The organism is Klebsiella sp. GL120222-02 (assembly GCF_003097195.1).
Classification (GTDB): domain Bacteria; phylum Pseudomonadota; class Gammaproteobacteria; order Enterobacterales; family Enterobacteriaceae; genus Klebsiella; species Klebsiella variicola.
The window spans coordinates 112,116-136,403 of record NZ_QEQO01000002.1; the positions used below are offsets into that span (position 1 = coordinate 112,116).

Genomic DNA, 24,288 nt, shown 5'->3' on the forward strand with positions numbered 1-24,288 from the left:
CGCGCTTAGCCAACGACCAGATTGAGCAGTTTACCCGGAACGTAAATCACTTTACGCACGGTTTTACCGTCGAGATATTTCGCGACCAGATGCTCCTGGCCGGCGCGCTCGCGGACCTGCTCTTCAGTTGCATCTACCGCAACGGTAATTTTACCACGAACTTTGCCATTGACCTGGACGACGACGAGGGTGCTGTCTTCCACCATCGCGCTTTCATCCGCCACCGGCCACGGCGCGTTGTCGATATCGCCTTCGCCGTTCAGCTCGCGCCACAGTGTGAAGCTGGCGTGCGGGGTGAACGGGTTCAGCATACGCACCACCGCCAGCAGCGCTTCCTGCATCAGGGCACGATCCTGTTCGTCTTCCTGCGGCGCTTTCGCCAGCTTGTTCATCAGCTCCATGATCGCCGCGATGGCGGTGTTGAAGGTCTGACGACGGCCGATGTCATCGGTCACTTTGGCGATCGTTTTGTGAATATCGCGACGCAGCGCTTTCTGATCTTCACTCAGCGCCGCCACGTTCAGTGCCGCAACGTCCCCTTTGGTGGTGTGCTCGTAGACCAGTTTCCAGACGCGTTTCAGGAAGCGGTTAGCCCCTTCAACGCCAGATTCCTGCCACTCGAGGGTCATATCCGCCGGGGACGCAAACATCATGAACAGACGCACGGTATCCGCGCCATAACGCTCAACCATCACCTGCGGGTCGATGCCGTTGTTTTTCGACTTGGACATCTTGCTCATGCCGGTGTACACCAGCTCATGGCCTGCCGCGTCTTTCGCTTTCACGATGCGGCCTTTTTCGTCGCGCTCAACGATGGCGTCAACCGGGGAAACCCAGTTACGTTCGCCGTTTTCGCCTACATAGTAGAAGGCGTCAGCCAGCACCATACCCTGGCACAGCAGCTGCTTCGCCGGCTCATCGGAGTTGACCATGCCCGCGTCGCGCATCAGCTTGTGGAAGAAGCGGAAGTAGAGCAGGTGCATGATGGCGTGTTCGATACCGCCGATGTAGATATCTACCGGCAGCCAGTAGTTGGCCGCTTTCGAATCCAGCATCCCTTCCTGATACTGCGGGCAGGTGTAGCGCGCATAGTACCAGGAGGATTCCATAAAGGTGTCAAAGGTGTCGGTTTCACGCAGCGCCGGCTGACCGTTAACGGTGGTCTTCGCCCATTCAGGATCGGCTTTGATCGGGCTGGTGATGCCGTCCATGACCACATCTTCCGGCAGGATCACCGGCAGTTGGTCTTCCGGGGTCGGCAGCACGGTGCCATCTTCCAGGGTCACCATCGGGATCGGCGCACCCCAGTAGCGTTGACGGGACACACCCCAGTCACGCAGACGGTAGTTAATTTTACGCTCGCCTACGCCCATGGCAGCCAGTTTGTCGGCAATGGCGTTGAAGCCGGCTTCATAATCGAGACCGCTGAACTCGCCGGAGTTAAACAGGACGCCTTTCTCGGTCAGCGCCTGCGCGGAGAGATCCGGCTCGCTGCCGTCAGCGGCGAGGATAACCGGCTTGATGTTCAGACCGTACTTGCTGGCGAACTCATAGTCACGCTGGTCGTGACCCGGAACGGCCATGACCGCGCCGGTGCCATATTCCATCAGCACGAAGTTTGCCGCCCAGACAGGAATTTCTTCGCCGGTCAGCGGGTGAATGGCTTTAAACCCGGTATCGACGCCTTTTTTCTCCATCGTCGCCATGTCGGCTTCGGCTACTTTGGTATTACGGCATTCGTCGATAAAGGCAGCCAGCGCCGGATTGTTCGCTGCAGCCTGCTGCGCCAGCGGGTGACCCGCCGCGACAGCCAGGTAGGTGCAGCCCATAAAGGTGTCCGGACGGGTGGTGTAGACGGTCAGCTTATCGGCGTAGTTGTTGACGTCAAAGGAGATTTCCACCCCTTCGGAACGGCCGATCCAGTTGCGCTGCATGGTCTTTACGGTGTCTGGCCAGTGATCCAGTTTATCCAGATCGTTCAGCAGTTCATCGGCGTAGGCGGTGATTTTAATAAACCACTGCGGGATCTCTTTACGCTCGACTTTGGTATCGCAGCGCCAGCAGCAGCCGTCGATAACCTGTTCGTTGGCCAGTACGGTCTGGTCGTTCGGGCACCAGTTCACCGCGGAGGTTTTCTTGTATACCAGCCCTTTTTTGTACAGCTCGGTGAAGAACTTCTGCTCCCAGCGGTAGTATTCCGGGGTGCAGGTCGCCAGCTCGCGGCTCCAGTCATAGCCAAAACCCAGCATTTTGAGCTGGTTTTTCATGTAGGCGATGTTGTCGTAGGTCCACGGTGCTGGCGCGGTGTTGTTTTTCACTGCCGCGCCTTCCGCCGGCAGACCAAACGCATCCCAGCCAATCGGCTGCAGGACGTTTTTGCCCAGCATACGCTGGTAGCGGGCAATCACGTCGCCGATGGTGTAGTTACGCACGTGACCCATGTGTAGTCGACCAGAAGGATAAGGAAGCATCGACAGGCAGTAATACTTCTCTTTGCTCTCGTCTTCAGTTACTTCAAATGTACGATTTTCGTCCCAGTGAAGCTGGACTTTCGATTCTATCTCTTCCGGGCGGTATTGCTCTTGCATGGCAGCCAGTGGTCCTGTTTTCAATACAGCTACAAAATGTAGCCAATGGATGTGTTATTTCAGATCGGCATAGCATAGCCCAAACGCCCCCGTCAAAACAGCCTTTCGCACATTAACATCGGCAAAAGCCGCGCTGATTATTTCGCGACTCTGTGGCTTGTCAGACACAGCGGGAGAGGAATAAGGTCTATTATCAGAAGACGTTAACCACACCGGAGGCGAAATGATGAACAAGGTTGCTCAATATTACCGTGAACTGGTCTCCTCGCTCAGCGAACGGCTCCGCCATGGAGAGCGCGATATCGACGCGCTGGTGACACAGGCGCGGGAAAAAATCGCCCGCGCCGGCGATCTCACGCAGAGCGAGATCGAGTCGGTGATTGCGGCAGTAAAACGCGATCTCGAGGAGTTTGCCCGCAGCTACGAAGAGAGTCATGAAGACGAGAGCGACAGCGTGTTTATGCGGGTGATCAAAGAGAGCCTGTGGCAGGAACTGGCTGATATCACCGACAAAACGCAGCTCGAGTGGCGCGAAGTCTTTCAGGATCTGAATCACCACGGCGTGTACCACAGCGGTGAGGTGGTCGGCCTGGGCAATCTGGTCTGCGAGAAGTGCCACTATCACCTGGCAGTGTATACCCCGGACGTGCTGCCGCGCTGTCCGAAGTGTGGCCACGATCAGTTCCAGCGTCGGCCCTTCGAACCCTAAGCGGTGCGAAAAACGATGCGCGAGGCTTCGCGCATCGTGGTTTGTCTTATTTCACGGTGTTGATTTCGGTACTCTTGAAATACTGATAGCCACCCATGTTGCTGGCATAGCTGTGCGAGGAGTTGAGAATCAACTTGTTCGCGCTCAGGGTGCCGACGTCACAAGTGTTAAACCCTAACCAGCCGCAGCCGCGACCGCTGTTGATGACCTTTTTCGCGTTCATCGTCAGCGTACCACCCGCTTTAATCAACGAGTAATTGCTGATAGTGCTATTATTTCGGGCATCCAGCAGCATGTCGCCTGTGCTGGAGAAGGTGCCCTCATTAACGATGTTTCCAGTGGAAGTCAGGGCAATATTACCCGCTGTGATAGTACCGGTGTTATTCACCACAGCATGATGGGTGGTGATATCGGTCGCTTTCATATAACCATTTTGATTCAGCCAGTAGCTGTGGGCGGTAATGGCATTGGTGGCCTCCATGCGACCGCTGGTGCTTTGCGCCAGCGTGCCGTTGGTCTGCAGATTGATATTTTCGCCGGTGATATTGCCGAGGTTATAGATCTCGCCCGTATTGGTGCTGCCATCCTGCTTAAGGGACTGAACGGTGGTTTGGCCGGTAGAATTAATGTTGCCGGTATTCTTAAAGCTGCTGCCAACAAACGTCAGGCTGGTGTTTTTGGCGCTGATTTTGCCTTCATTGAGGAAATCACCGATTGCCGTGGCGGCAATCTGGTTATTCGACAGCAGGGACGCTTTGGCCTCATTGCGGATTTTCCCGCCGCTGGTCAGGCTAAGTCCGCTGGTGCCGGTCATTGTGCCTGAGTCGCCGTTAGTGATATTGCCGTTGGCGGAGGCAATCAGCTGGCCGCCGGTGAGGGAGCCGGTGTTGACGATATAATCGCCGCTGGAAAGCATTAAATAATAGGCACCAGCGATGCTGCCGTTATTGGTGATACCCGTGGCGGTGGAAACCTGGCTCAGCAGACCGTTGCCTTTTATCGTCCCTTTATTTAGCAGGTTACCGTTGCTGGTGAGCTGCAGCGTGCTGTTAGCGACAATGGAGCCCTGGTTACGTACGCCAAAGCCGATGTTATTGCCGACCATGCTGATGCTGTTGGCGGTGATGCCGCCAAGGCTGCTGACGTCGATGCTGTACTGCGGGTTGATCGTCATTTCGATAAGCGTCGCTTGTTTACCTGCAGAGGTTATCGCGCCAGAGCTGTTATCCATGGTGAAGCGACCTGCGCTGGCCAGGGCATTATTGGCCTGTACTTTACCGTTAATCTTAATCGCGTCGGCGAGCAGAACCGCGTAGCCGTTAGCGGCGTTCATGCCATTTTCGCCGATGGTGAGGGTGCCGCCCGTTACGGTATAGCTGCCGATGGCGCCGTCGCTGGTCATGTTGACTTTACCGGTGGTCAGGATGGCCTTGTTGGTATTGACAAAGCTACAGCCGGAGCAGGTGATGCCGTTCGGGTTGGCGATCACCACGTCCGCTTTCTGACCGTTAACTTCGATAAAGCCCTTCAGGCTACTGGCGTTTTTGGAGGTCACCTCGTTCAAAATCACCGAGGCGCTGCCGGCGGTCAGGTTGTTGTTGCGGGCAATATTGCCCAACGTACCGTGGCTGACATCCTCGCCGCTGTTATTAAGGACGGTGCCATTAGTACCGACGTTGAAGTCGCGGTACAGGTTATGGGAGACGCCGGCGGCGTTCGGCTTTTCAATATCAATAACCGTGGCGCCGGACGAATGCGTATAGCTGGTCGGGTCGGCATAAACCACCGACGAGGTTAATACTGCCGCCAGCGCGACATAAGAAGCTTTAAACTTAAACATTTTATTTATTCCTTTAAATTAAGATTAATAAACAACGTAGCTGAAAGGGTCGATAATGATTGAATTAATACCTCCACTGTAATGAAAAGCCCATATTCAGGGCGTCGCTATGAAACGTATCCGGTTTACTGAGCGGGGTGCTAATAAACAGATCGTATTGCGTTGACCATAATTGTCCGCGCAGGCCGCTGACGGCGCCGGAAAGGACTTTGCCTTTTTGATACAGATCGGCGCCAATAAGGCGACCCACATCCGCGCCCAGATAGAATTGCCGCTCGTGGGTGGGTAGATCCCAGATAAAATCGTTGCGCCAGTACCATCCCTGATTGCCGGACAGGCTGTTTTCACCGTCAAAACCGCGCACGCTCCAGCGACTACCAATATTGAATTTATTATCGGAAGCGAGTTTGTCCGGGCTGAACTGGGCGCTCAAGCGGGGAGCCCAGGTAAATTTGTCGCCGGTGGCGTCAAATTTCATTAGCGCCTGCAGATTACCATGCACGATCCGTGACAGCGGGCTGTATAACCCGGCCTTTTCCTCCGGCGTTGGCGTTGAGCTGAGCCACGGCAGGCTGCGCTGGATGCCGATGCTGGCATCAACAATCTTTTTGTTAAAGTAGTGCTGGTGGTTGAGGGTGAATTCCCATGAGGGGTTCTGCTTGCGCATCACCAGTAGCTCACTGCCGCCAAAGTAATAATGCGAGGTACTCTTGGCGATCCGCAGGTCGGCGGTGGTTTTTTGCTGCCGGGTGTGGGAGAGCAGACGACTCAGCGTGGCGCTGTAGTAGCGATTTTTACTCTTATAATCCATCGTCGACCAGTTGCCGTTAAACTGCTGGCGATACTGGCTGTATGCCCCGTAGGCGCTTAGTGTCCAGTAGCCGAAGGGGATGGAGTAATACAGGCTGCCGTTGTGGTTGCCGTCGTTATGCTGATTGAATTCAATATCGCCCCCGCCGGAAAGGTACAGGATATCGTTGAGGGTGGTCAGGTCATAGAGATAGAGGGCGCCGCCGGCCTGGTAGCGGCCGCTGGCTTTGCTGCCGGCGTCGTCAAGCCAGGCGCCAAGCTGCCATTTTTTCGCCAGGCTGCGGGCAATCTGGATATCGCTTTCTCCCTCGTGCTGGCCTGGCAGCAGTTTCATGTGCGCCGTGGCGCCGGGCAGACGCTGCAGATTGGCCATCCCCTGCTCAAGATCGCTTAAGCGCAGGATTGTGCCGGAAGAGGTTGGCAGTGAATTCCACAGGCGGGTGGTGTCCGAGCCGTCGGCATAGCCGATAGCGCCCACTTTGCCATAGTGCAGCGTCAACCTGAGCATGCCCTGCTCCAGCGACTGGGAGGGCACATCAATCAGGGAGGTGATGTAGCCTTGCGCAATCAGCTCGTTTTGCAAGGTATAGGCCAGCAGGCGAATACCTTCGCTGCCGAGGCAGCGGCCCTGCGCCTGCTGCGCGGTTTTCGCCAGTAATTTCCGGGTGAGCGCCTGGTTATCGGAGTCGATATCGACCCGGTTGATCAATTTACAATGCGTTTCCTCAGGGAAAGGGATACCCTGCGGCGCCACGTGCTGTTGTGAAGACTGAAAGTCCTGTTGCTGCGGAGCCAGCGCCTCCTGGCGGGCTTTATCCTGTTCCGTCTGGTGAGCCGAGGTGGTCAACTGTGCGGCCCCGGCGGCTGAGGTGCCCGCCAGCGTGATAAACAGCAGCCCGGTGAGCGTGCGAGATCGAATTAACATGAAGCAATATCCATTTGTTTCATTGGTTCGGTGGTGCATCCGTTATTCTGCGTGCGGCAGAGAACATTGATGGCCTTTATTTCGCGCAGGCGAGGTCAGGCATGAATATTATATTCAATTAATAAAATAATCGTGCGACGAACCTGTTACGAGGCGTTATATGCTAGCGGCGGTAGTGAAGCAGATCCACGAATTCATTAGTGAATTCTTTATGAATTGATCAATTTAATAAATAAGTTCAGCTTTTATCACTGAGGTTTATTTGGTACGTAAATGATAGTAGCGATAACCGGCCGCATAAATAATATTGAAGAATAATATGGCGGGAAAGATAAGCTGCGCATACCGGGCGGTATGCGCAGCGAATAACGATTAATGCAGAATTTTGGCGAGGAAATCTTTGGCGCGATCGGATTGCGGATTGGCAAAGAAGGCTTCTTTATCGGCATCTTCGACAATCTTTCCTTCATCCATAAAGATCACCCGGTTCGCCACCTTGCGGGCAAAACCCATTTCATGGGTCACGACCATCATGGTCATCCCCTCGTTGGCCAGTTCGACCATGACGTCCAGCACCTCGTTAATCATCTCCGGGTCAAGCGCTGAGGTGGGCTCATCAAACAGCATAGCGATCGGGTCCATACACAGGGCACGGGCAATGGCCACGCGCTGCTGCTGACCACCGGAGAGCTGCGCCGGATATTTTTCCGCATGCGCCGCCAGGCCAACGCGCTCCAGCAATTTGAGGCCTTTCTTGCGCGCTGATGCTTTATCGCGGTTAAGCACTTTGACCTGCGCCAGCGTCAGGTTGTCGATAATCGACAGATGAGGGAACAGTTCAAAATGCTGAAAGACCATTCCGACGTGCGAGCGCAGTTTAGCCAGGTTGGTCTTTTTATCGTTAACCACGGTGCCGTCGACGATAATCTGCCCCTGTTGCACAGGCTCAAGGCCGTTTACGGTTTTAATCAGCGTGGATTTACCGGAGCCTGACGGCCCGCAGACCACCACGACTTCACCTTTTTTCACTTCCGTGGAGCAATCGGTCAGCACCTGAAAGTGACCATACCATTTTGAAACGTTTTTCAGGGTAATCATTACACAGTCCTTTTCTTCAACCAGCTGACCAACAGCGAGGCGCTGAGGCTAATCACAAAATAGACGCCGCCCGCGAACAGGATCATTTCGACCTGGGTTCCGTCGCGCTCACCAATGGTGGAGGCGGTACGGAAGAAGTCGGCGAGGCTCAATACATACACCAGCGAGGTATCCTGGAACAGGACGATCCCCTGGGTAAGCAGCAGCGGCACCATGGCGCGGAAGGCCTGCGGCAGGATCACCAGCCGCATTGACTGCCAGTGGGTCATCCCCAGCGCCAACGCGGCGCCGGACTGGCCGCGGGAGATGCTCTGGATGCCGGCGCGGATAATCTCTGAGTAGTAGGCGGCTTCGAACATCGAAAAGGCCACCATCGCCGAGATCAGGCGAATATCCGTTTTCGGCGACAGCCCCAGCACGTTCTGCAGGAAGCCCGGGACAATCAGATAGAACCACAGCAGGACCATCACCAGCGGGATAGAACGGAATACGTTAACGTAGGTTTTAGCAAACCAGGCCAGCGGCAGAAAGCTGGACAGGCGCATCACCGCCAGCAGGGTGCCCCAGACGATACCGACCACGATGGCAATCACCGTAATCTTCAGGGTGATCACCAGCCCTGCCAGCAGATAGGGCATAGACGGAACGATCGAACTCCAGTCAAAATCGTACATTATTTGCCTCCCATATTGCCAGGCAGGCGAACCTTACGCTCGACCACATACATAATCAGCATAATCACCGCGTTGATGAAGACGTAGGCCAGGGTGATGGCCGTAAAAGACTCCCAGGCATGAGCGGAGTAGTCCAGCAGCTTGCCCGCCTGCGCAGCCATATCGGCAAGACCGATGGTGGAGGCGATGGCCGAGTTTTTCACCAGGTTCATCATTTCTGAGGTCATCGGCGGTACGATAACGCGGTAGGCGTTCGGCAGCAGCACGTAGCGGTAGGTTTGCGGCAGGGTCAGGCCCATCGCCAGACCGGCGTTCTTCTGCCCGCGCGGCAGCGACTGAATGGCGGCGCGTACCTGCTCGCAGACGCGGGCGGCGGTAAACAGCCCCAGGCACAGCATGGAGGAGACAAAGAACTGAATGTTTGGGTCCAGCTCCGATTTAAACCACATGCCGATATTTTCCGGCAGGAATTCCGGCACCACCAGGTACCAGGTAAAGAACTGCACGATCAGCGGCACGTTGCGAAACAGTTCGACATAGCAGGTGCCAATGCCCGAGAGGAAGCGATTGGGGACCGTGCGTAAAATGCCGAACAGTGAGCCGACGAGAAAAGCGATGATCCAGGCCGAGATGGAGAGGGCGACGGTTATCTGAAAACCGCTCCACAGCCAGCCCAGGTAGGTAGTGTTGCCGAAGGGGGCCTGTTGCAGGAATATCCCCCAGTTCCAGTCTATTGACATACATGACTCCTGGAAAAAAAAGGGTAGCCATTGCTACCCTCGAAGACGGTTGTCCAGCTTGTTTCGGTATTCGCGGCGGCTGGGGAACGACCAGCCACCGTATAGTCTGTCCGTGCTGTGACAATCATCGGGAGGGCAGGATATCCCGCCCCTGGTTGTTATAATTAGTTCAGTGCTTTGTCATTAGGTGATTTGAACAGCGCTTTCATGTCGTCAGACAGTTCGAAGTTCAGGTTAAGGTTTTTCGGCGGAATTGGATTTTTGAACCATTTATCAAACCATTTCGCCGCTTCGCCAGAGGTCTGGGCCTGGGCAACGGTTTCATCGACCAGCGCTTTGAATGACGGATCGTCTTTACGCAGCATGCAGCCATAGGCTTCTTTCGACTGCGCGGTGCCGACGATTTCCCAGTTATCCGGTTTCTTCGCCTTGGCGCGTTCGCCGGCCAGCAGAGCGTCATCCATCATAAAGGCCACCGCGCGTCCGCTTTCCAGGGTGCGGAAAGAGTCGCCATGATCTTTAGCGCTGATGATGCGCATATTCATTTTTTTCTCATCGTTCAGCTTATGCAGCAGGATCTCTGAGGTGGTTCCGGAGGTGACAACGACCGCTTTATCCTTCAGGTCCGGGAAATCTTTGATCGGACCGCCTTTCTTCACCAGCAGACGGGTGCCGACCACGAAGATGGTATCGGAGAAGGCCGCCTGTTTCTGGCGCTCAAGGTTGTTGGTGGTTGAGCCGCACTCGAAATCAAAGGTGCCATTCTGCAGCAGCGGGATACGGTTCTGCGAGGTGACCGGGATCAGTTTGACCTGCAGGTCCGGCTTGTTCAGCTTTTTCTTGATGGCATCAACGATGGCGTTGGAGTAGTCCTGAGAGTAGCCCACAACCTTCTGCTGGTTATCGTAGTAAGAGAACGGGACTGAAGATTCACGATGGCCGACAACGATAACCCCATTTTTGGCGATCTTATCCAGGGTGCTCTGGCCTGCCGCCGGGGCGGCATCTTCTGCGTGTGCCAGACCGGCGGTCACACCCATGACCAGCATTGCGGCGGCCAGTTTACGTAATTGCATATCCAACTCCTTATCCGTAGCGTCAGCGGCGCTATTGATACCCATTGTGATTGTGTGTGTTGTTATTCGAGGCACGCGTCCACGTGCCGCATTTGTATGTGTTTGTTAGCATTTAGTTTGGCTTAATGTAAAGATTTTGCTGTTTTATTGTTTATTTTTGCGAAGTGCTCCGCACCAATGGGAGGCAAAGATCTTTCATTGCACCAAAATAGCGCGACCGCCGAACGTTTATGGTGCAACCCGGTTGCACTGGGTCGGACGATGGCGCTACCAGGGAGAATAAAGCAATGACTGTGCCAGGATGGCTGGCGCGGGGAGAAAAAATGCCGGCGACGGGCGTCGCCGGCGGAGAAACTTATCGGCGACGCTGACGCAGGCTCATCAGTAGCGCAGCGAAGCCTAACAGCGCCGTCAGCGCCCATAGCGGCCAGTTGCCGGTGCGGGCGTAAGGGGTTAAGCCGCTGGTGGGCGTCACGGTGGTGGTCAACACCTCGCGGGTAAACTGCGGGATCATCTTCTGGATCTCGCCGCGCGGGCCGATCACCGCAGTAATGCCGTTGTTGGTGCTGCGCAGGAGTGGGCGGGCCAGCTCCAGGGCGCGCATCCGCGCCATCTGGAAGTGTTGCCACGGACCGATGGACTTACCGAACCAGGCGTCGTTGGAGATGGTCAGCAGGAAGTCGGTATCCGGCCGGAAGTTATCGCGTACCTGTTCCCCGAGGATGATCTCGTAGCAGATGGCGGCGGTCAGCTTCAGGTTATGCGCCATCAGCTGCGGCTGCACGTAGGGGCCGCGGCTGAAGGAGGACATCGGCAGGTCAAAGAACGGCGCCAGCGGACGCAGAATCGATTCCAGCGGCACAAACTCACCGAACGGCACCAGATGGTTCTTGTTGTAACGGTTGGTCGAGTCGTAGCGGTACGGGTTATCTTTACCGAGGGTAATGATGGTGTTGTAGGTATCGTAGCGGTTCTGCTTATTGAGACGCGCATCGACAATGCCGGTGATCAGCGAACTGTCTTTTGCGCGCAGCAGATCGTCCATCATGCTGAGGAACTGCTGCTGGTTGATCTCCAGATCCGGGATCGCCGACTCGGGCCAGATAATCAGCTGCGAGTGGCCGATATGCGGCTGGGTCAGCGCCAGGTAGGTTTTCAGGGTGTTGACCAGCTGCTTCTCGTCCCACTTCATGGCCTGTGGGATATCGCCTTGCACCAGCGAGACCTGGGTCGCGCGCTCCGGCAGCAGCTGATACCACTGGATATAGCGCAGCGGGAACGGCAGGGCGAACAGCAGCGCGGCAATAGCCAGCGGCTTCCAGTTGCGCTGGACGAGGGCCAGGGCCAGCAGGCCGCTAACCATCATCAGCAGGAAGTTGATCGCCTCGACGCCCATCACCGGCGCGAGACCTTTCAGCGGGCCGTCGATCTGGCTGTAGCCGAACTGCAGCCACGGGAAGCCGGTCAGCACCCAGCCGCGCAGGAACTCGGTGATTTGCCAGACGACGGGGGCGGCGATAGCCACCCGCAGCCAGCTGGTTTTGGGCCACAGCCGGGAGAGCAGGCCGGCAAACAGGCCGGTATAGAGCGAGAGATAGGCCGCCAGCAGAACGACGAGGAAGACGTTAACCGGACCTGGCATACCGCCGAATTGCGCGATGCTGACATAGACCCAGTTGATACCGGTGCCAAACAGCCCGAATCCCCAGAAATAGCCGATCCCGGCGCTTTGCAGCGGGCGTCGGTTGAGGGTCAACGCCTGCAGACCGATCAGCGAAACGATAGCTGCCGGCCAGAAGTCATAAGGTGAAAAAGCCAGCGTTCCGCTGGCTCCGAATAGCAGCGCCAGCAGCAGACGTACGCGCTGGCGTTCAAGAAGAGAGGCAAATACCATTTAGGCTAATCGTCCCGTAAATTAACGCCTGTTGCCACAGGCTATGCTGTTTGCCAGCAGGGGGAGGGGACAGCCGGGGATCGCCCACGGTCTGTCTCCCGGCTGGCCGTGACCTTCAGCGCCGCGGCTTACTCTTCCAGCTTCGGCTGGGGAGCGTCATCGGGCAGCTTTACATGCACCTGAATGATACGACGGCTATCTGCCATTGCCACCTTGAATTGGTAACCATCAATGTCGATAGATTCGCCGCGGGCCGGCAGATGGCCGAAGGCCTGCATCACCAGCCCGCCAATGGTATCCACTTCTTCATCGCTAAAGTGCGTGTCGAAGGCGTCGTTGAAGTCTTCGATGGAGGCCAGAGCGCGCACCGTCCAGGTGTGGCGGCTCAGCTGGCGGAAATCGATATCTTCTTCTTCGTCGTATTCGTCTTCAATTTCCCCGACGATGAGCTCAAGGATATCCTCGATGGTCACCAGGCCGGAGACGCCGCCGAATTCGTCAATAACGATCGCCATATGGTAGCGCTGTGAGCGAAACTCTTTCAGCATGCGGTCGACCCGCTTGCTTTCCGGGACGACAACCGCCGGCCGTAACACTTTTTCCATGCTGAAGGCTTCGGCGTCGCTGCGCATAAACGGCAGCAGATCCTTGGCCATCAGAATCCCTTCGATGTGATCTTTATCTTCACTGATGACCGGGAAACGCGAGTGGGCGGATTCGATAATGACATCCAGGCACTCGTCCAGCGTCTGGTTACGTTTCAGGGTTATCATTTGTGAACGGGGGATCATAATGTCGCGGACCCGCTGGTCGGCGATATCCATTACCCCTTCGAGCATGTCACGCGTATCTTCATCGATAAGATCGTTCTGCCCGGAATCACGGATCAGCGCCAGCAGTTCATCACGGTTTTTCGGTTCCCCGTGAAAAAGCTGGCTGAGTAACAGGGAGAAAAATCCCTTTTTGCTGTTTACTGTGTCACTACTGTGTGAATTGTCGTCGCTCATGGCGTCGTTTGGGTTCTCATGTTGATTTAACTGTCGCTCGTCGCGCGTAAACTCAGCGCCGGACGGCATGGGGTGCCTGACGTTCAGGCTGGCAAAATGCAGGAACAGCGGCCGGATGCGGCGCAAGCGCCGCCATCCGGCAGGGGGCTATTCAGCAATCTTCTCGGAAATGTACGGGTCCTCATAGCCCAGAGCAAGCATTATCTCTGTTTCAAGGCCTTCCATCTCTTCCGCTTCGTCGTCTTCGATATGATCGTAGCCCAGCAGATGCAGGCTGCCGTGCACCACCATATGCGCCCAGTGCGCCTCCAGCGGTTTACCTTGCTCGCTGGCTTCCTGCTCCACCACCTGATGGCAGATGATCAGATCGCCGAGCAGCGGCATTTCAATCCCCGGCGGCGCTTCAAACGGGAAGGAGAGGACGTTGGTCGGCTTATCCTTGCCGCGGTAGGTCAGGTTCAGCTCGTGGCTTTCTGCAACATCGACCAGACGAATCGTTAACTCTGACTCCTCCTGAAATGGCGGAATGACGGCATCGACCCAGCGCTGAAAAAGGGCTTCGTCCGGCAGGCCGCTGGTCTCTTCGCAGGCCAGCTGTAAATCGAGGATCACCTGACTCATTTTTGCTCCTGTTCCTGGGCTTCGCGTTTGCGCTCGGCGGCCAGTTCTGCTTTACGTTTCTGGTCTGCGGCTTCCCACGCCTCATAGGCGTTAACGATGCGGGCAACCACCGGATGGCGCACCACGTCTTCGCTATGGAAGAAGTTAAAGCTGATCTCATCGACTTCGGCCAGCACTTCGATGGCGTGGCGCAGACCGGATTTGGTGCTGCGCGGCAGGTCAATCTGCGTGATGTCGCCGGTGATCACCGCCTTGGAGTTAAAGCCGATGCGGGTCAGGAACATCTTCATCTGTTCGATGGTGGTGTTCTGGCTTTCATCAAGAATGATAAAGGCGTCATTCAGCGTTCGTCCGCGCATATAGGCCAGCGGGGCCACTTCGATGACGTTACGCTCAATCAGCTTCTCCACTTTCTCAAAGCCGAGCATCTCAAACAGCGCGTCATACAGCGGGCGCAGATATGGGTCGACTTTCTGGCTCAGATCGCCGGGCAGGAAGCCGAGCTTTTCGCCAGCCTCGACTGCCGGACGGGTCAGCAGAATACGGCGGATCTCCTGACGCTCCAGCGCATCGACCGCCGCCGCCACCGCCAGATAGGTTTTACCCGTCCCCGCCGGACCCACGCCGAAAGTGATGTCATGATCGAGGATATTGGCGATGTACTGCGCCTGGTTCGGCGTACGCGGTTTGATCACCCCGCGCTTGGTCTTGATATTGACGGCTTTCCCGTACTCCGGCACGCTCTCGGCGCTCTGCTCCAGCACGCGCGCCTCTTTGATCGCCAGATGGATCTGCTCCGGCTCAATATCCTGAATCTGACCGCGCATCGGCGCCGTATCGACATACAGGCTGCGCAGAATATCGGCGGCGGCGTGTACGCAAATAGCGCGTCCGGTCAGTTTAAAGTGATTGTCACGGCGGTTGATCTCAATGCCTAACCGACGCTCCAGCTGTTTGATATTGTCGTCAAACGGGCCGCACAAGGCTAACAGGCGTGCGTTATCCGCTGGCTCCAGGGTAATTTCACGAGTGTCTATGTTCAAACTGTTCCTCTTTACGCAGGTGGCCGGACGCGGCGCGTGGCCGGCTAATCAGGAAATTATTTACGTCACAGGAAAATGGCGCAAGCATTGCTGTAGATATAGGGACGGAGAGAGGAATTACAAGGCCTGCCGGAACCGACAGGCCTGAAGGGATCACGGCTGATAGATACCCACGCCAAGATCGTTCTCTTTACGGGTGCGGGCAATCACTGATTCAGGTGATTCAGCGATACGCAGACCCATCTCCGCCTCGGTACGCACGATTTTGCCGCGCAGCGAGTTGGTGTAAACATCGACGATTTCAACATCGACGAATTTACCGACCATATCCGGCGTACCTTCGAAGTTGACCACGCGGTTGTTCTCGGTGCGCCCGGAAAGCTCCATCAGGCTCTTACGCGACGTGCCTTCCACCAGAATGCGCTGTACCGTGCCGAGCATGCGACGACTCCAGGCCATCGCCTGCTGGTTGATTCGCTCCTGCAGAATATACAGACGCTGCTTTTTATCCTCCTCCGGCACGTCATCGACCATATCGGCCGCCGGGGTGCCCGGACGAGCGGAGAAGATAAAGCTGTAGCTCATATCGAAATTGACGTCGGCGATAAGCTTCATCGTCTTTTCGAAATCGTCTGTGGTTTCGCCGGGGAAGCCGACAATAAAGTCAGAGCTTATCTGAATATCCGGGCGCGCCTCACGCAGCTTGCGAATAATCGCTTTGTACTCCAGCGCGGTATGGGTGCGTCCCATCAGATTCAGAACCCGGTCAGAACCGCTCTGCACCGGCAGGTGCAGGAAGCTCACCAGTTCCGGCGTATCGCGATAGACCTCGATGATATCGTCGGTAAATTCGATCGGGTGGCTGGTGGTGAAGCGAATACGATCGATGCCGTCGATGGCGGCGACCAGACGCAGCAGATCGGCAAAGCTACCGGTGGTGCCGTCGTAATTCTCACCGCGCCAGGCGTTAACGTTCTGGCCCAGCAGATTGACCTCACGCACGCCCTGCGCCGCCAGCTGGGCGATTTCAAACAGGATATCGTCGCACGGACGGCTGACCTCTTCTCCGCGGGTGTACGGCACCACGCAGTAGGTACAGTATTTGTTGCAGCCTTCCATAATCGAAACAAAGGCGGTCGGGCCGTCGGCGCGCGGCTCTGGCAGGCGATCGAATTTTTCAATTTCCGGGAAGCTGATATCCACCACCGGGCTGCGGTTGCCGCGCACGGCGTTAATCATCTCCGGCAGGCGGTGCAGGGTTTGCGGCCCGAAAATAATATCGACATAGTGTGCGCGCTGACGAATATGGTCGCCTTCCTGGGAGGCCACGCAGCCGCCAACGCCAATAATCAGGTCCGGGTTTTTCTCTTTCAGCAGCTTCCAGCGTCCGAGCTGATGGAAAACTTTTTCCTGGGCCTTCTCACGAATTGAGCAGGTATTGAGCAACAGCACATCTGCTTCTTCCGCCACTTCGGTCAGTTGATACCCATGTGTCGCATCCAGCAGATCGGCCATCTTTGATGAATCATACTCGTTCATCTGACAGCCCCAGGTTTTAATATGGAGTTTTTTTGTCATTGACTTGCTCATGCTCAGTAATAGATATCCAAAACGCGGGGATATATACAGGGTGAATTTCGCTTTCCAGGGCGCGTATTGTAATGCTTTGGTCGCCCCCTGACCAGTGCGAGCGTTATCACCGCAAGGGAACAAAAAATCCGGTAAACTTAACGGATTCTGCTTTAAGGATAATAGCCATGACAATTCACGCAACAGATGTCGCCATCGTGGGCGGCGGCATGGTCGGCGGCGCCCTGGCGTTGGGGCTGGCGCAACAGGGATTTACCGTGACGGTGCTTGAGAAAACGGCGCCTCCGGCTTTCGATCCGGCATCCGCCCCGGATGTGCGGATCTCGGCTATCAGCGCAGCTTCGGTCGGCCTGCTGAAGAGCCTCGGCGTCTGGGATGCCGTACGGGCGATGCGCGTCCACGCTTATCGTCGTCTGGAGACCTGGGAGTGGGAGAGCGCGCACGTCGCCTTTGACGCCGCTGAGCTCAAACTGCCGGAGCTGGGCTACATGGTCGAGAACAAGGTCCTGCAATGGGGCCTCTGGCAAGCGCTGGCGGCGCATGAAGGGGTCACCCTGCGCGTTGGTAGCGAACTGGAGGCGATGCAGCGCGGCGAGGCGCATACCGTGCTGCATTTACGCGAGGGAGAGGCGATCCACGCCCGGCTGGTGATCGGCGCCGACGGCGCCAATTCTCAGGTGCGGGAGATGGCCGGCATCGGCGTACACGCCTGGCAGTATCATCAGTCTTGTATGCTGATCAGCGTCGAATGCGCCGACGATCCCGGCGACAGCACCTGGCAGCAGTTTACCCCCAGCGGGCCGCGCGCCTTCCTGCCGCTGTTCGACCACTGGGCCTCGCTGGTCTGGTACGACACGCCGGCGCGGATCCGTCAGCTGCAGGGCATGACTATGGCGCAACTCCAGCAGGAGATCGCCAGTCACTTTCCGGCGCGGCTGGGTCGTGTGACGCCGCAGGCGGCCGGCGCTTTTCCGCTCACCCGGCGTCATGCACTGCAGTATGTCCAGCCCGGCCTGGCGCTGGTGGGCGATGCGGCGCATACCATTCATCCGCTGGCGGGGCAGGGGGTTAACCTTGGCTACCGCGATGTGGATGCCCTGCTGGAGATCCTGGCGCAAGCGCGCGGCCGGGGCGAAGACTGGGCCAGCCTGCCGGTGCTGAAGCGCTACCAGGCGCGGCGGCGAGCGGATAATTTTATCATGCAGTCGGGGATGGATCTGTTTTATGCCGGTTTCAGCAATGACCTGGCGCCGGTGCGGATGCTGCGTAATATTGGCCTGATGGCGGCTGAACGCGCCGGGGTGTTGAAGCGTCAGGCGCTGAAGTATGCCTTAGGCTTGTAAAACCGGCTTCCCGGGCAGGGGCGTAGTGGAGAGCGCCTGCCCGGCAGTCAGTACTGCGTAAGCGTGTCAGGACGCCAATAGCAAAAAAGCTCACCGAAGTGAGCTTTTTTGCATTTAAGTGGCTGGGGTACGAGGATTCGAACCTCGGAATGCCGGAATCAGAATCCGGTGCCTTACCGCTTGGCGATACCCCAATTGTCTGTTGCGCTTTACCGTAACTACCCCGGTTGAGGGCAACAGTGCGTTCACTGCTGAACGACTTTTTAATTTGGCTGGGGTACGAGGATTCGAACCTCGGAATGCCGGAATCAGAATCCGGTGCCTTACCGCTTGGCGATACCCCAACAAATTGTTTCGGAATTATCGATGCGTATCGATACGTCCTGAATATGGTGGCTACGACGGGATTCGAACCTGTGACCCCATCATTATGAGTGATGTGCTCTAACCAGCTGAGCTACGTAGCCAAATTGTCTTACTGTTTCTTCGATGGCTGGGGTACCTGGATTCGAACCAGGGAATGCCGGTATCAAAAACCGGTGCCTTACCGCTTGGCGATACCCCAATACCGTCGCGGTGAACCGCAAATATCGAAGAAATATGGCTGGGGTACCTGGATTCGAACCAGGGAATGCCGGTATCAAAAACCGGTGCCTTACCGCTTGGCGATACCCCATCCGTACAACGCTAACTGGTGAATGGTGCGGGAGGCGAGACTTGAACTCGCACACCTTGCGGCGCCAGAACCTAAATCTGGTGCGTCTACCAATTTCGCCACTCCCGCAAAAAAGATGGTGGCTACGACGGGATTCGAACCTGTGACCCCATCATTATGAGTGATGTGCTCTAACCAGCTGAGCTACGTAGCCATCTTTTTTTCGCGTAACCTTATCGGCGTTGCGGGGCGCATTATGCGTATTGGGCCTGCGAGCGTCAACCTCTTTTTCAAGGAAAATCGTTGTAATGTGACTGTTTGGTTAGGTTGCGAACAGCTCGCTGCAATATTCGGCAATTATTGGTTATTTATCGTTTTTCAGCGGCATAAATCCTGCAAAAAGAAAACGGACCCCGGAGGGTCCGTTTCGCGTTTCACCGCCCGTCAGGGCTTATTTGTAGGCAGACTGGTGGACGCCCACCGCACGGCCTGATGGATCGTTCATGGTCTTGAACGCTTCATCCCACTCAATGGCTTTCGCTGAAGAGCAGGCCACCGACGGACCGCCAGGGACACACTCCGCCGCGCTCGGCAGCGGGAACAGCTCTTCGAAGATCTCGCGGTACAGATAGCCTTCTTTGGAGGTCGGCGTGTTGTACGGGAAACGGAAGCTCGCCGTTTCCAGCTGCTGATCGCTGATCTGCTTCGCGGCCACTTCTTTCAGCGTATCGATCCAGCTGTAGCCGACACCGTCAGAGAACTGCTCTTTCTGCCGCCAGGCAACGCTGGCCGGCAGGTAGGATTCAAAGCATTCACGCAGCACGTGTTTTTCCATTTTGCCGTTGCCGCACATCTTATCCTGCGGGTTGATGCGCATCGCCACGTCGAGGAACTTCTTGTCGAGGAACGGCACGCGGGCTTCCACGCCCCAGGCGGACATCGCTTTGTTGGCGCGGGCGCAGTCAAACATATGCAGCGCCTGCAGCTTGCGCACCGTCTCTTCGTGCAGTTCTTTGGCGTTCGGCGCCTTATGGAAATAGAGGTAGCCGCCGAACACTTCGTCCGAACCTTCGCCGGAAAGCACCATTTTGATGCCCATGGCTTTAATTTTACGCGACATCAGGTACATCGGCGTCGAGGCGCGAATGGTGGTCACGTCATACGTTTCGATGTGATAGATAACGTCGCGGATCGCATCCAGCCCTTCCTGGACCGTAAAGTGAATTTCGTGGTGTACGGTGCCGAGGTGGTTGGCCACTTCCTGCGCCGCTTTCAGGTCAGGAGAGCCTTCCAGACCGACCGCGAAAGAGTGCAACTGCGGCCACCAGGCTTCGCTACGCTCCTGATCTTCGACGCGACGGGCGGCGAATTTCTTGGTGATAGCCGAGATGACCGATGAATCAAGACCGCCGGAGAGCAGCACGCCGTAAGGCACGTCGGACATCAGGTGGCTTTTCACCGACTCTTCCAGCGCCTGGCGCAGCTCGTTCTTATCGGTAACGTTGTCTTTCACCGCGTCGTAATCGAACCAGTCACGCTGATAGTACTGGCGAATTTCGCCGTCTTTGCTCCACAGGTAGCTGCCCGCCGGGAACTCTTTAATGGTGCGGCATACCGGCACCAGCGCTTTCATTTCGGAGGCGACATAGAAGTTGCCGTGTTCGTCATGGCCCATATACAGCGGAATAATACCGATATGGTCGCGACCAATTAAGTACGCGTCTTTCTCGCTGTCGTACAGGGCGAAGGCGAACATCCCCTGCAGGTCGTCGAGGAACTCAGGGCCTTTTTCCTGATACAGCGCGAGGATCACTTCGCAGTCAGAGCCGGTCTGGAACTGATAGCGATCGCCATACTCCGCGCGCAGCGCCTGATGGTTGTAGATCTCGCCGTTAACGGCCAGCGCATGGGTTTTTTCGGCGTTGTACAGCGGCTGGGCACCGGCGTTGACGTCGACAATAGACAGGCGCTCGTGCGCCAGAATCGCTTTGTCGCTGGCATACACGCCAGACCAGTCCGGACCGCGATGGCGCATCAGGCGGGAAAGCTCCAGCGCCTTTTTACGCAGCTCGCCTGCGTCAGTTTTAATATCCAGTACGCCAAAAATAGAACACATAGCCTTCTCCATTACCCTGTCGTGTTTGATGTTGTGCTGGCTTCGTCTCGTGGCGAAGCCTGAGTGCGTGCTTAAGAAAATGCCGTAAAGGGGGCGCTGGCGCAAGGGTTTTGCGGCCTGAAAAAGAAAAAACGCAACTGTGATTGTTGAACAGTAAAAAAAGAGTATCTTTTGAGCGACTTTATTGAGGAATACGCATTTATAGGCCGTTTTTATTAGATGGATGACTTTTGGCAGGCGCTATAAATGAAAAACCACGTCCTGCGACGTGGTTGGCATCAGAAAATATCGATTTCCGCGACGGAAGGGTAAATCCACGACGGGCGAAACGGCATGCTGTCGATGTCATCGAGGGTGGAGACGCCGGAGAGCACCAGAATAGTCTCCAGCCCCGCCTGGAAGCCAGCCAGAATGTCAGTGCGCAGGTTATCGCCGACGATCACTGTCTGCTCGGAGTGAGCCTGCATTTTGTTCAGCGCTGAACGGATGATCCACGGGCTGGGTTTACCGACGTAAAACGGCTTACGGCCGGAGATCTTCTCGATCCCGGCGCACAGCGCGCCACAGGCCGGGTAGAAGCCGCGACCGTGCGTATCCGGGTTGGTAGCAATGAAGCGGGCGCCGTTGGCAACGAAGAAGGCGGCCTTATGCATCATCTCCCAGTTGAATGAACGGGTTTCCCCGACGATGACAAAATCCGGGTTCACATCGGTGATGGTAAAGCCGGCTTTGTATAGTTCGTGGATCAGCGCCCCTTCACCCACCACATAGGCTTTCTTGCCTTCCTGGCGGCGCAGGAAATCGGCGGTGGCCATCGCCGAGGTGTAAAACGCGGTATCTGGCACGTCGATGCCGGCGGTGGCGAAACGGTTGGCCAAATCCTGGCCGGTTTGCGACGGGTAGTTGGTCAGCATTACCAGCGGCATGCCTTTATCGAGGATGCGTTTGATAAACTCGGCAGCGCCGGGAACGGCGACGTTATCGTGCATCAGCACGCCGTCAATATCACAAATTATGTTTTGAATGGTCATGGTGGGTCCAGAATCATTAACAAAGACGAAACTATACTCGTCATCGATGAGGTTTCACATCGCTGGTGGACCATACCCACCAGCGACAGGGTGATGCGGATCGTTTCGCGCTATCAATAAAGGGGCGATTAGCTCTCAAGCAAGCGCTGCAGCAGCGTGCCATTGAGCATAGCGCGTTTGACCAGCGCGAAGGCGCCAATCGCTGAGCGATGGTCGAGGGTAGAACGCACCACCGGCAGGTTCTTGCGAAACGCTTTCAGCGCCTGGGCGTTAATGCAGCCTTCGATGGCCGGAAGAAGGACCTTTTCAGCTTCCACTATTTCGCCGGCGACAACGATTTTTTGTGGGTTGAACAGGTTAATCGCGATGGCGATCGTTTTCCCGAGGTGACGCCCCACGTACTCAATCACCTCGCAGGCCAGGGCATCGCCCTTGTTGGCCGCTTTGCAGATAGTTTTGATCGTGCAGTCATCCGGCGTCAGACGGCTCTGGTAGCCCTGCTCAAGCAGGTGGCGAACCCGCTGTTCGATGGCGGCATTGGCCGCGACGGTCTCCAGACAGCCGAAGTTGCCGCAGTGGCAGCGCTCGCCCAGCGGATCGACCTGAATGTGGCCAATTTCGCCGACGTTGCCGTTCCGGCCAATAAAAATGCGCCCGTTAGAGATGATGCCCGCGCCGGTACCGCGGTGCACGCGCACCAGGATGGAGTCTTCGCAGTCCTGACTTGCACCGAAATAGTGCTCGGCCAGCGCCAGGCTGCGGATGTCGTGCCCGACATAGCAGGTGACGTTGAAGCGTTTTTCCAGCGCCCCGACCAGGCCCCAGTTTTCCACCGCAATATGCGGCATATAGCGGATCACGCCGCTTTCCGGGTCGACGAGGCCTGGCAGGATCACCGAGATGGCGATCAGCTCGCGAATTTTGCGCTGACAGTTTTCGATAAAGGTGGCGATGATATTCAGCAGGGCGTGTTCCAGCGTTTCCTGGGTGCGCTCGGGCAGGGGAAAATGTTCCTCTTCCAGGGTCTTGCTGCTTAAATCATACAGGGTCAGAGTGGCGTCATAGCGGCCAAGCCGCACGCCGATGGCGTTGAAGTTGCGGGTTTCTGCGATGATAGAGATAGCGCGGCGGCCTCCGGTGGAGGCCTGCTGATCGACTTCTTTGATCAGGCCGCGCTCAATAAGCTGACGCGTGATTTTGGTCACGCTGGCAGGGGCAAGCTGGCTTTGTTCGGCTATCTGAATGCGCGAGATAGGCCCATGCTGGTCAATCAGGCGGTACACGGCCGCGCTGTTCAGTTGTTTTACGAGGTCAACGTTACCAATTTGAGCTTGTCCGCCTGCTGTCATACTTTTACTTACTCAGTGACGACCTCGTTACCATTAACGATGGTCTTGGTGATTTTATAATCGCGTGTAAAGGCGGTCAGGTTAGCGACCATGCCCGGCGCAATGCTGCCGAGCTGCTTGTCCACACCGATAGCGCGCGCGGGATAGAGCGTCGCCATCCGCAATACTTCGTCCAGTGCCACGCCGCAATGCTCCACCAGATTACGCACCCCTTCAATCATGGTCAGGGAGGAGCCGCTGAGCGTGCCGTTTTCATCTACGCACAGTCCATTGCGGTAGTATATTGTTTTCCCGGCAAAAATGAACTGGTCAATATTCGCCCCCGCCGGCGCGGTGGCGTCGGTGACCAGGCACAGTTTGTCGCCTTTCAGGCGCTTGGCGTTACGTACGTTGGCATAATCGACATGCATCCCGTCGACAATAATACCGCAGTAGACATCCGGCTCGTCAAAAATCGCCCCGGCCAGACCCGGTTCGCGTCCGGTAATATACGGCATCGCGTTATACAGGTGAGTGGCGAAGGTAATGCCGGCGCGGAAGCCGACTTTCGCCTCTTTCAGCGTGGCGTTGGAGTGGCCGGCGGAGACGACGATCCCGGCGGCAACCAGCTTGCGGATCACTTCCGGCTCAACGCGCTCAGGGGCGAGGGTCACCTTGGTGATCACATCGGCGTTATCGCAGAGGAAATCGACCAGCGCGGCGTCCGGTTTACGCACGTAGTCCGGGTTGTGGGTGCCTTTCTTGACGATATTCAGCCACGGCCCTTCAAGATGCAGACCCAGCGCCTGATTCGGGTGTTTTTGCAGGTATTCGCGCATGACGCGGATACCTTGCTTCATCAGATCGTCACTGGAGGTAATCAGCGTCGGCAGGAAGCTGGTGCAGCCTGAACGTTCGTTCGCCTTCTGCATGATCTCCAGCGTTTCAACGGTGACCGCCTCTGGGCTGTCGTTAAACTGCACGCCGCCGCAGCCATTGAGCTGAACGTCGATAAAACCGGGGGCAATTATTGCGCCGTTGACCGAGCGCTGCTCCATGTCAGACGGCAAATCCGCCAGCGGACAGAGACGTTCGATTAGGCCATCGGCGATAACAACCGCATGGTCATCGAGAATTTCATGACCGGTATAAACCCGGCCCTGGGTTAATGCATACATTACGACCCCCGGTATATACGCC

At 56.4% G+C, this 24,288-nt stretch carries 18 protein-coding genes and 7 tRNA genes; 2 read left to right on the forward strand and 23 right to left on the reverse strand.

The features are described from left to right. Positions 1-5 precede the first annotated feature (5 nt). On the reverse strand, positions 6-2,588 hold the full coding sequence (gene leuS / locus N438_RS05765; RefSeq protein WP_012542455.1) for a leucine--tRNA ligase: 2,583 nt from the start codon (positions 2,586-2,588) through the stop codon (positions 6-8). Positions 2,589-2,814: 226 nt separating this feature from the next. Between leuS and N438_RS05770 the strand changes: the two genes are divergently transcribed. After that, entirely contained in the window at positions 2,815-3,297 is a 483-nt protein-coding gene (locus N438_RS05770) for a zinc ribbon-containing protein (RefSeq protein WP_032691348.1), read from the forward strand. A 46-nt stretch (positions 3,298-3,343) separates the two neighbouring features. Here the strand turns inward: N438_RS05770 and N438_RS05775 are convergent, their stop codons facing one another. From N438_RS05775 to miaB, 11 genes are all read right to left on the reverse strand, one after another. After that, entirely contained in the window at positions 3,344-5,137 is a 1,794-nt protein-coding gene (locus N438_RS05775) for a filamentous hemagglutinin N-terminal domain-containing protein (RefSeq protein ID WP_110196026.1), read from the reverse strand. Between the two features lie 64 nt (positions 5,138-5,201). Continuing rightward, entirely contained in the window at positions 5,202-6,872 is a 1,671-nt protein-coding gene (locus tag N438_RS05780) for a ShlB/FhaC/HecB family hemolysin secretion/activation protein (RefSeq protein WP_110193294.1), read from the reverse strand. 372 nt (positions 6,873-7,244) lie between these two features. After that, positions 7,245-7,970: an amino acid ABC transporter ATP-binding protein gene (locus N438_RS05785; protein WP_008805645.1), complete on the reverse strand. Its 726-nt coding sequence runs from the start codon at positions 7,968-7,970 to the stop codon at positions 7,245-7,247. Further along, a complete protein-coding gene (gene gltK / locus N438_RS05790; protein ID WP_012542451.1) occupies positions 7,970-8,644 on the reverse strand; it encodes a glutamate/aspartate ABC transporter permease GltK in 675 nt (224 codons plus the stop codon). The genes N438_RS05785 and gltK overlap by 1 nt, the downstream gene beginning before the upstream one ends. Further along, positions 8,644-9,384, reverse strand: a complete 741-nt coding sequence (locus tag N438_RS05795; RefSeq protein ID WP_002894709.1) for an amino acid ABC transporter permease — start codon at positions 9,382-9,384, stop codon at positions 8,644-8,646. The genes gltK and N438_RS05795 overlap by 1 nt, the downstream gene beginning before the upstream one ends. A 164-nt stretch (positions 9,385-9,548) precedes the next feature. Beyond that, the gene (locus N438_RS05800) at positions 9,549-10,460 is read right to left on the reverse strand and encodes an amino acid ABC transporter substrate-binding protein (protein WP_012542450.1); all 912 of its coding nucleotides are present in this window, start codon (positions 10,458-10,460) and stop codon (positions 9,549-9,551) included. A 355-nt stretch (positions 10,461-10,815) separates the two neighbouring features. Continuing rightward, positions 10,816-12,354, reverse strand: a complete 1,539-nt coding sequence (lnt, locus tag N438_RS05805; protein ID WP_022065697.1) for an apolipoprotein N-acyltransferase — start codon at positions 12,352-12,354, stop codon at positions 10,816-10,818. Between the two features lie 128 nt (positions 12,355-12,482). Next, on the reverse strand, positions 12,483-13,361 hold the full coding sequence (gene corC / locus N438_RS05810; protein WP_004197606.1) for a CNNM family magnesium/cobalt transport protein CorC: 879 nt from the start codon (positions 13,359-13,361) through the stop codon (positions 12,483-12,485). A gap of 147 nt (positions 13,362-13,508) precedes the next feature. Next, positions 13,509-13,982 carry an rRNA maturation RNase YbeY gene (ybeY, locus tag N438_RS05815; protein ID WP_116696175.1) on the reverse strand — a complete coding sequence of 158 codons (474 nt, stop codon included), beginning with the start codon at positions 13,980-13,982 and terminating at the stop codon, positions 13,509-13,511. Beyond that, positions 13,979-15,025, reverse strand: a complete 1,047-nt coding sequence (locus tag N438_RS05820) for a PhoH family protein (protein WP_008805649.1) — start codon at positions 15,023-15,025, stop codon at positions 13,979-13,981. The genes ybeY and N438_RS05820 overlap by 4 nt, the downstream gene beginning before the upstream one ends. A 153-nt stretch (positions 15,026-15,178) precedes the next feature. Then, positions 15,179-16,603 (reverse strand): tRNA (N6-isopentenyl adenosine(37)-C2)-methylthiotransferase MiaB, encoded by a 1,425-nt coding sequence (gene miaB / locus N438_RS05825; RefSeq protein WP_012542448.1) that lies wholly within the window; start codon positions 16,601-16,603, stop codon positions 15,179-15,181. Between the two features lie 179 nt (positions 16,604-16,782). On the opposite strand from miaB, the gene ubiF reads away from it, so the two are divergent. Continuing rightward, entirely contained in the window at positions 16,783-17,958 is a 1,176-nt protein-coding gene (gene ubiF / locus N438_RS05830; RefSeq protein WP_116696176.1) for a 3-demethoxyubiquinol 3-hydroxylase, read from the forward strand. Positions 17,959-18,077: 119 nt separating this feature from the next. Here the strand turns inward: ubiF and N438_RS05835 are convergent. From N438_RS05835 to nagA, 11 genes are all read right to left on the reverse strand, one after another. Continuing rightward, positions 18,078-18,152: transfer RNA gene (locus N438_RS05835), tRNA-Gln, on the reverse strand. A 75-nt stretch (positions 18,153-18,227) separates the two neighbouring features. Further along, positions 18,228-18,302, reverse strand: a tRNA-Gln gene (locus N438_RS05840). Positions 18,303-18,348: 46 nt separating this feature from the next. Next, positions 18,349-18,425, reverse strand: a tRNA-Met gene (locus N438_RS05845). Between the two features lie 23 nt (positions 18,426-18,448). Next, positions 18,449-18,523, reverse strand: a tRNA-Gln gene (locus tag N438_RS05850). Positions 18,524-18,559: 36 nt separating this feature from the next. Then, positions 18,560-18,634: transfer RNA gene (locus N438_RS05855), tRNA-Gln, on the reverse strand. 23 nt (positions 18,635-18,657) lie between these two features. Then, a tRNA-Leu gene (locus tag N438_RS05860) sits at positions 18,658-18,742 on the reverse strand. 8 nt (positions 18,743-18,750) lie between these two features. Continuing rightward, positions 18,751-18,827: transfer RNA gene (locus tag N438_RS05865), tRNA-Met, on the reverse strand. 237 nt (positions 18,828-19,064) lie between these two features. Continuing rightward, on the reverse strand, positions 19,065-20,729 hold the full coding sequence (gene asnB, locus N438_RS05875; protein WP_008805652.1) for an asparagine synthase B: 1,665 nt from the start codon (positions 20,727-20,729) through the stop codon (positions 19,065-19,067). 278 nt (positions 20,730-21,007) lie between these two features. Next, positions 21,008-21,760, reverse strand: coding sequence for an HAD-IIA family hydrolase (locus N438_RS05880; RefSeq protein WP_022065694.1), 753 nt, complete (start codon positions 21,758-21,760; stop codon positions 21,008-21,010). A gap of 128 nt (positions 21,761-21,888) precedes the next feature. Further along, the gene (locus N438_RS05885; protein WP_008805654.1) at positions 21,889-23,109 is read right to left on the reverse strand and encodes an N-acetylglucosamine repressor; all 1,221 of its coding nucleotides are present in this window, start codon (positions 23,107-23,109) and stop codon (positions 21,889-21,891) included. Positions 23,110-23,117: 8 nt separating this feature from the next. After that, a complete protein-coding gene (gene nagA / locus N438_RS05890) occupies positions 23,118-24,266 on the reverse strand; it encodes an N-acetylglucosamine-6-phosphate deacetylase (RefSeq protein WP_012542447.1) in 1,149 nt (382 codons plus the stop codon). Positions 24,267-24,288 lie beyond the last annotated feature (22 nt).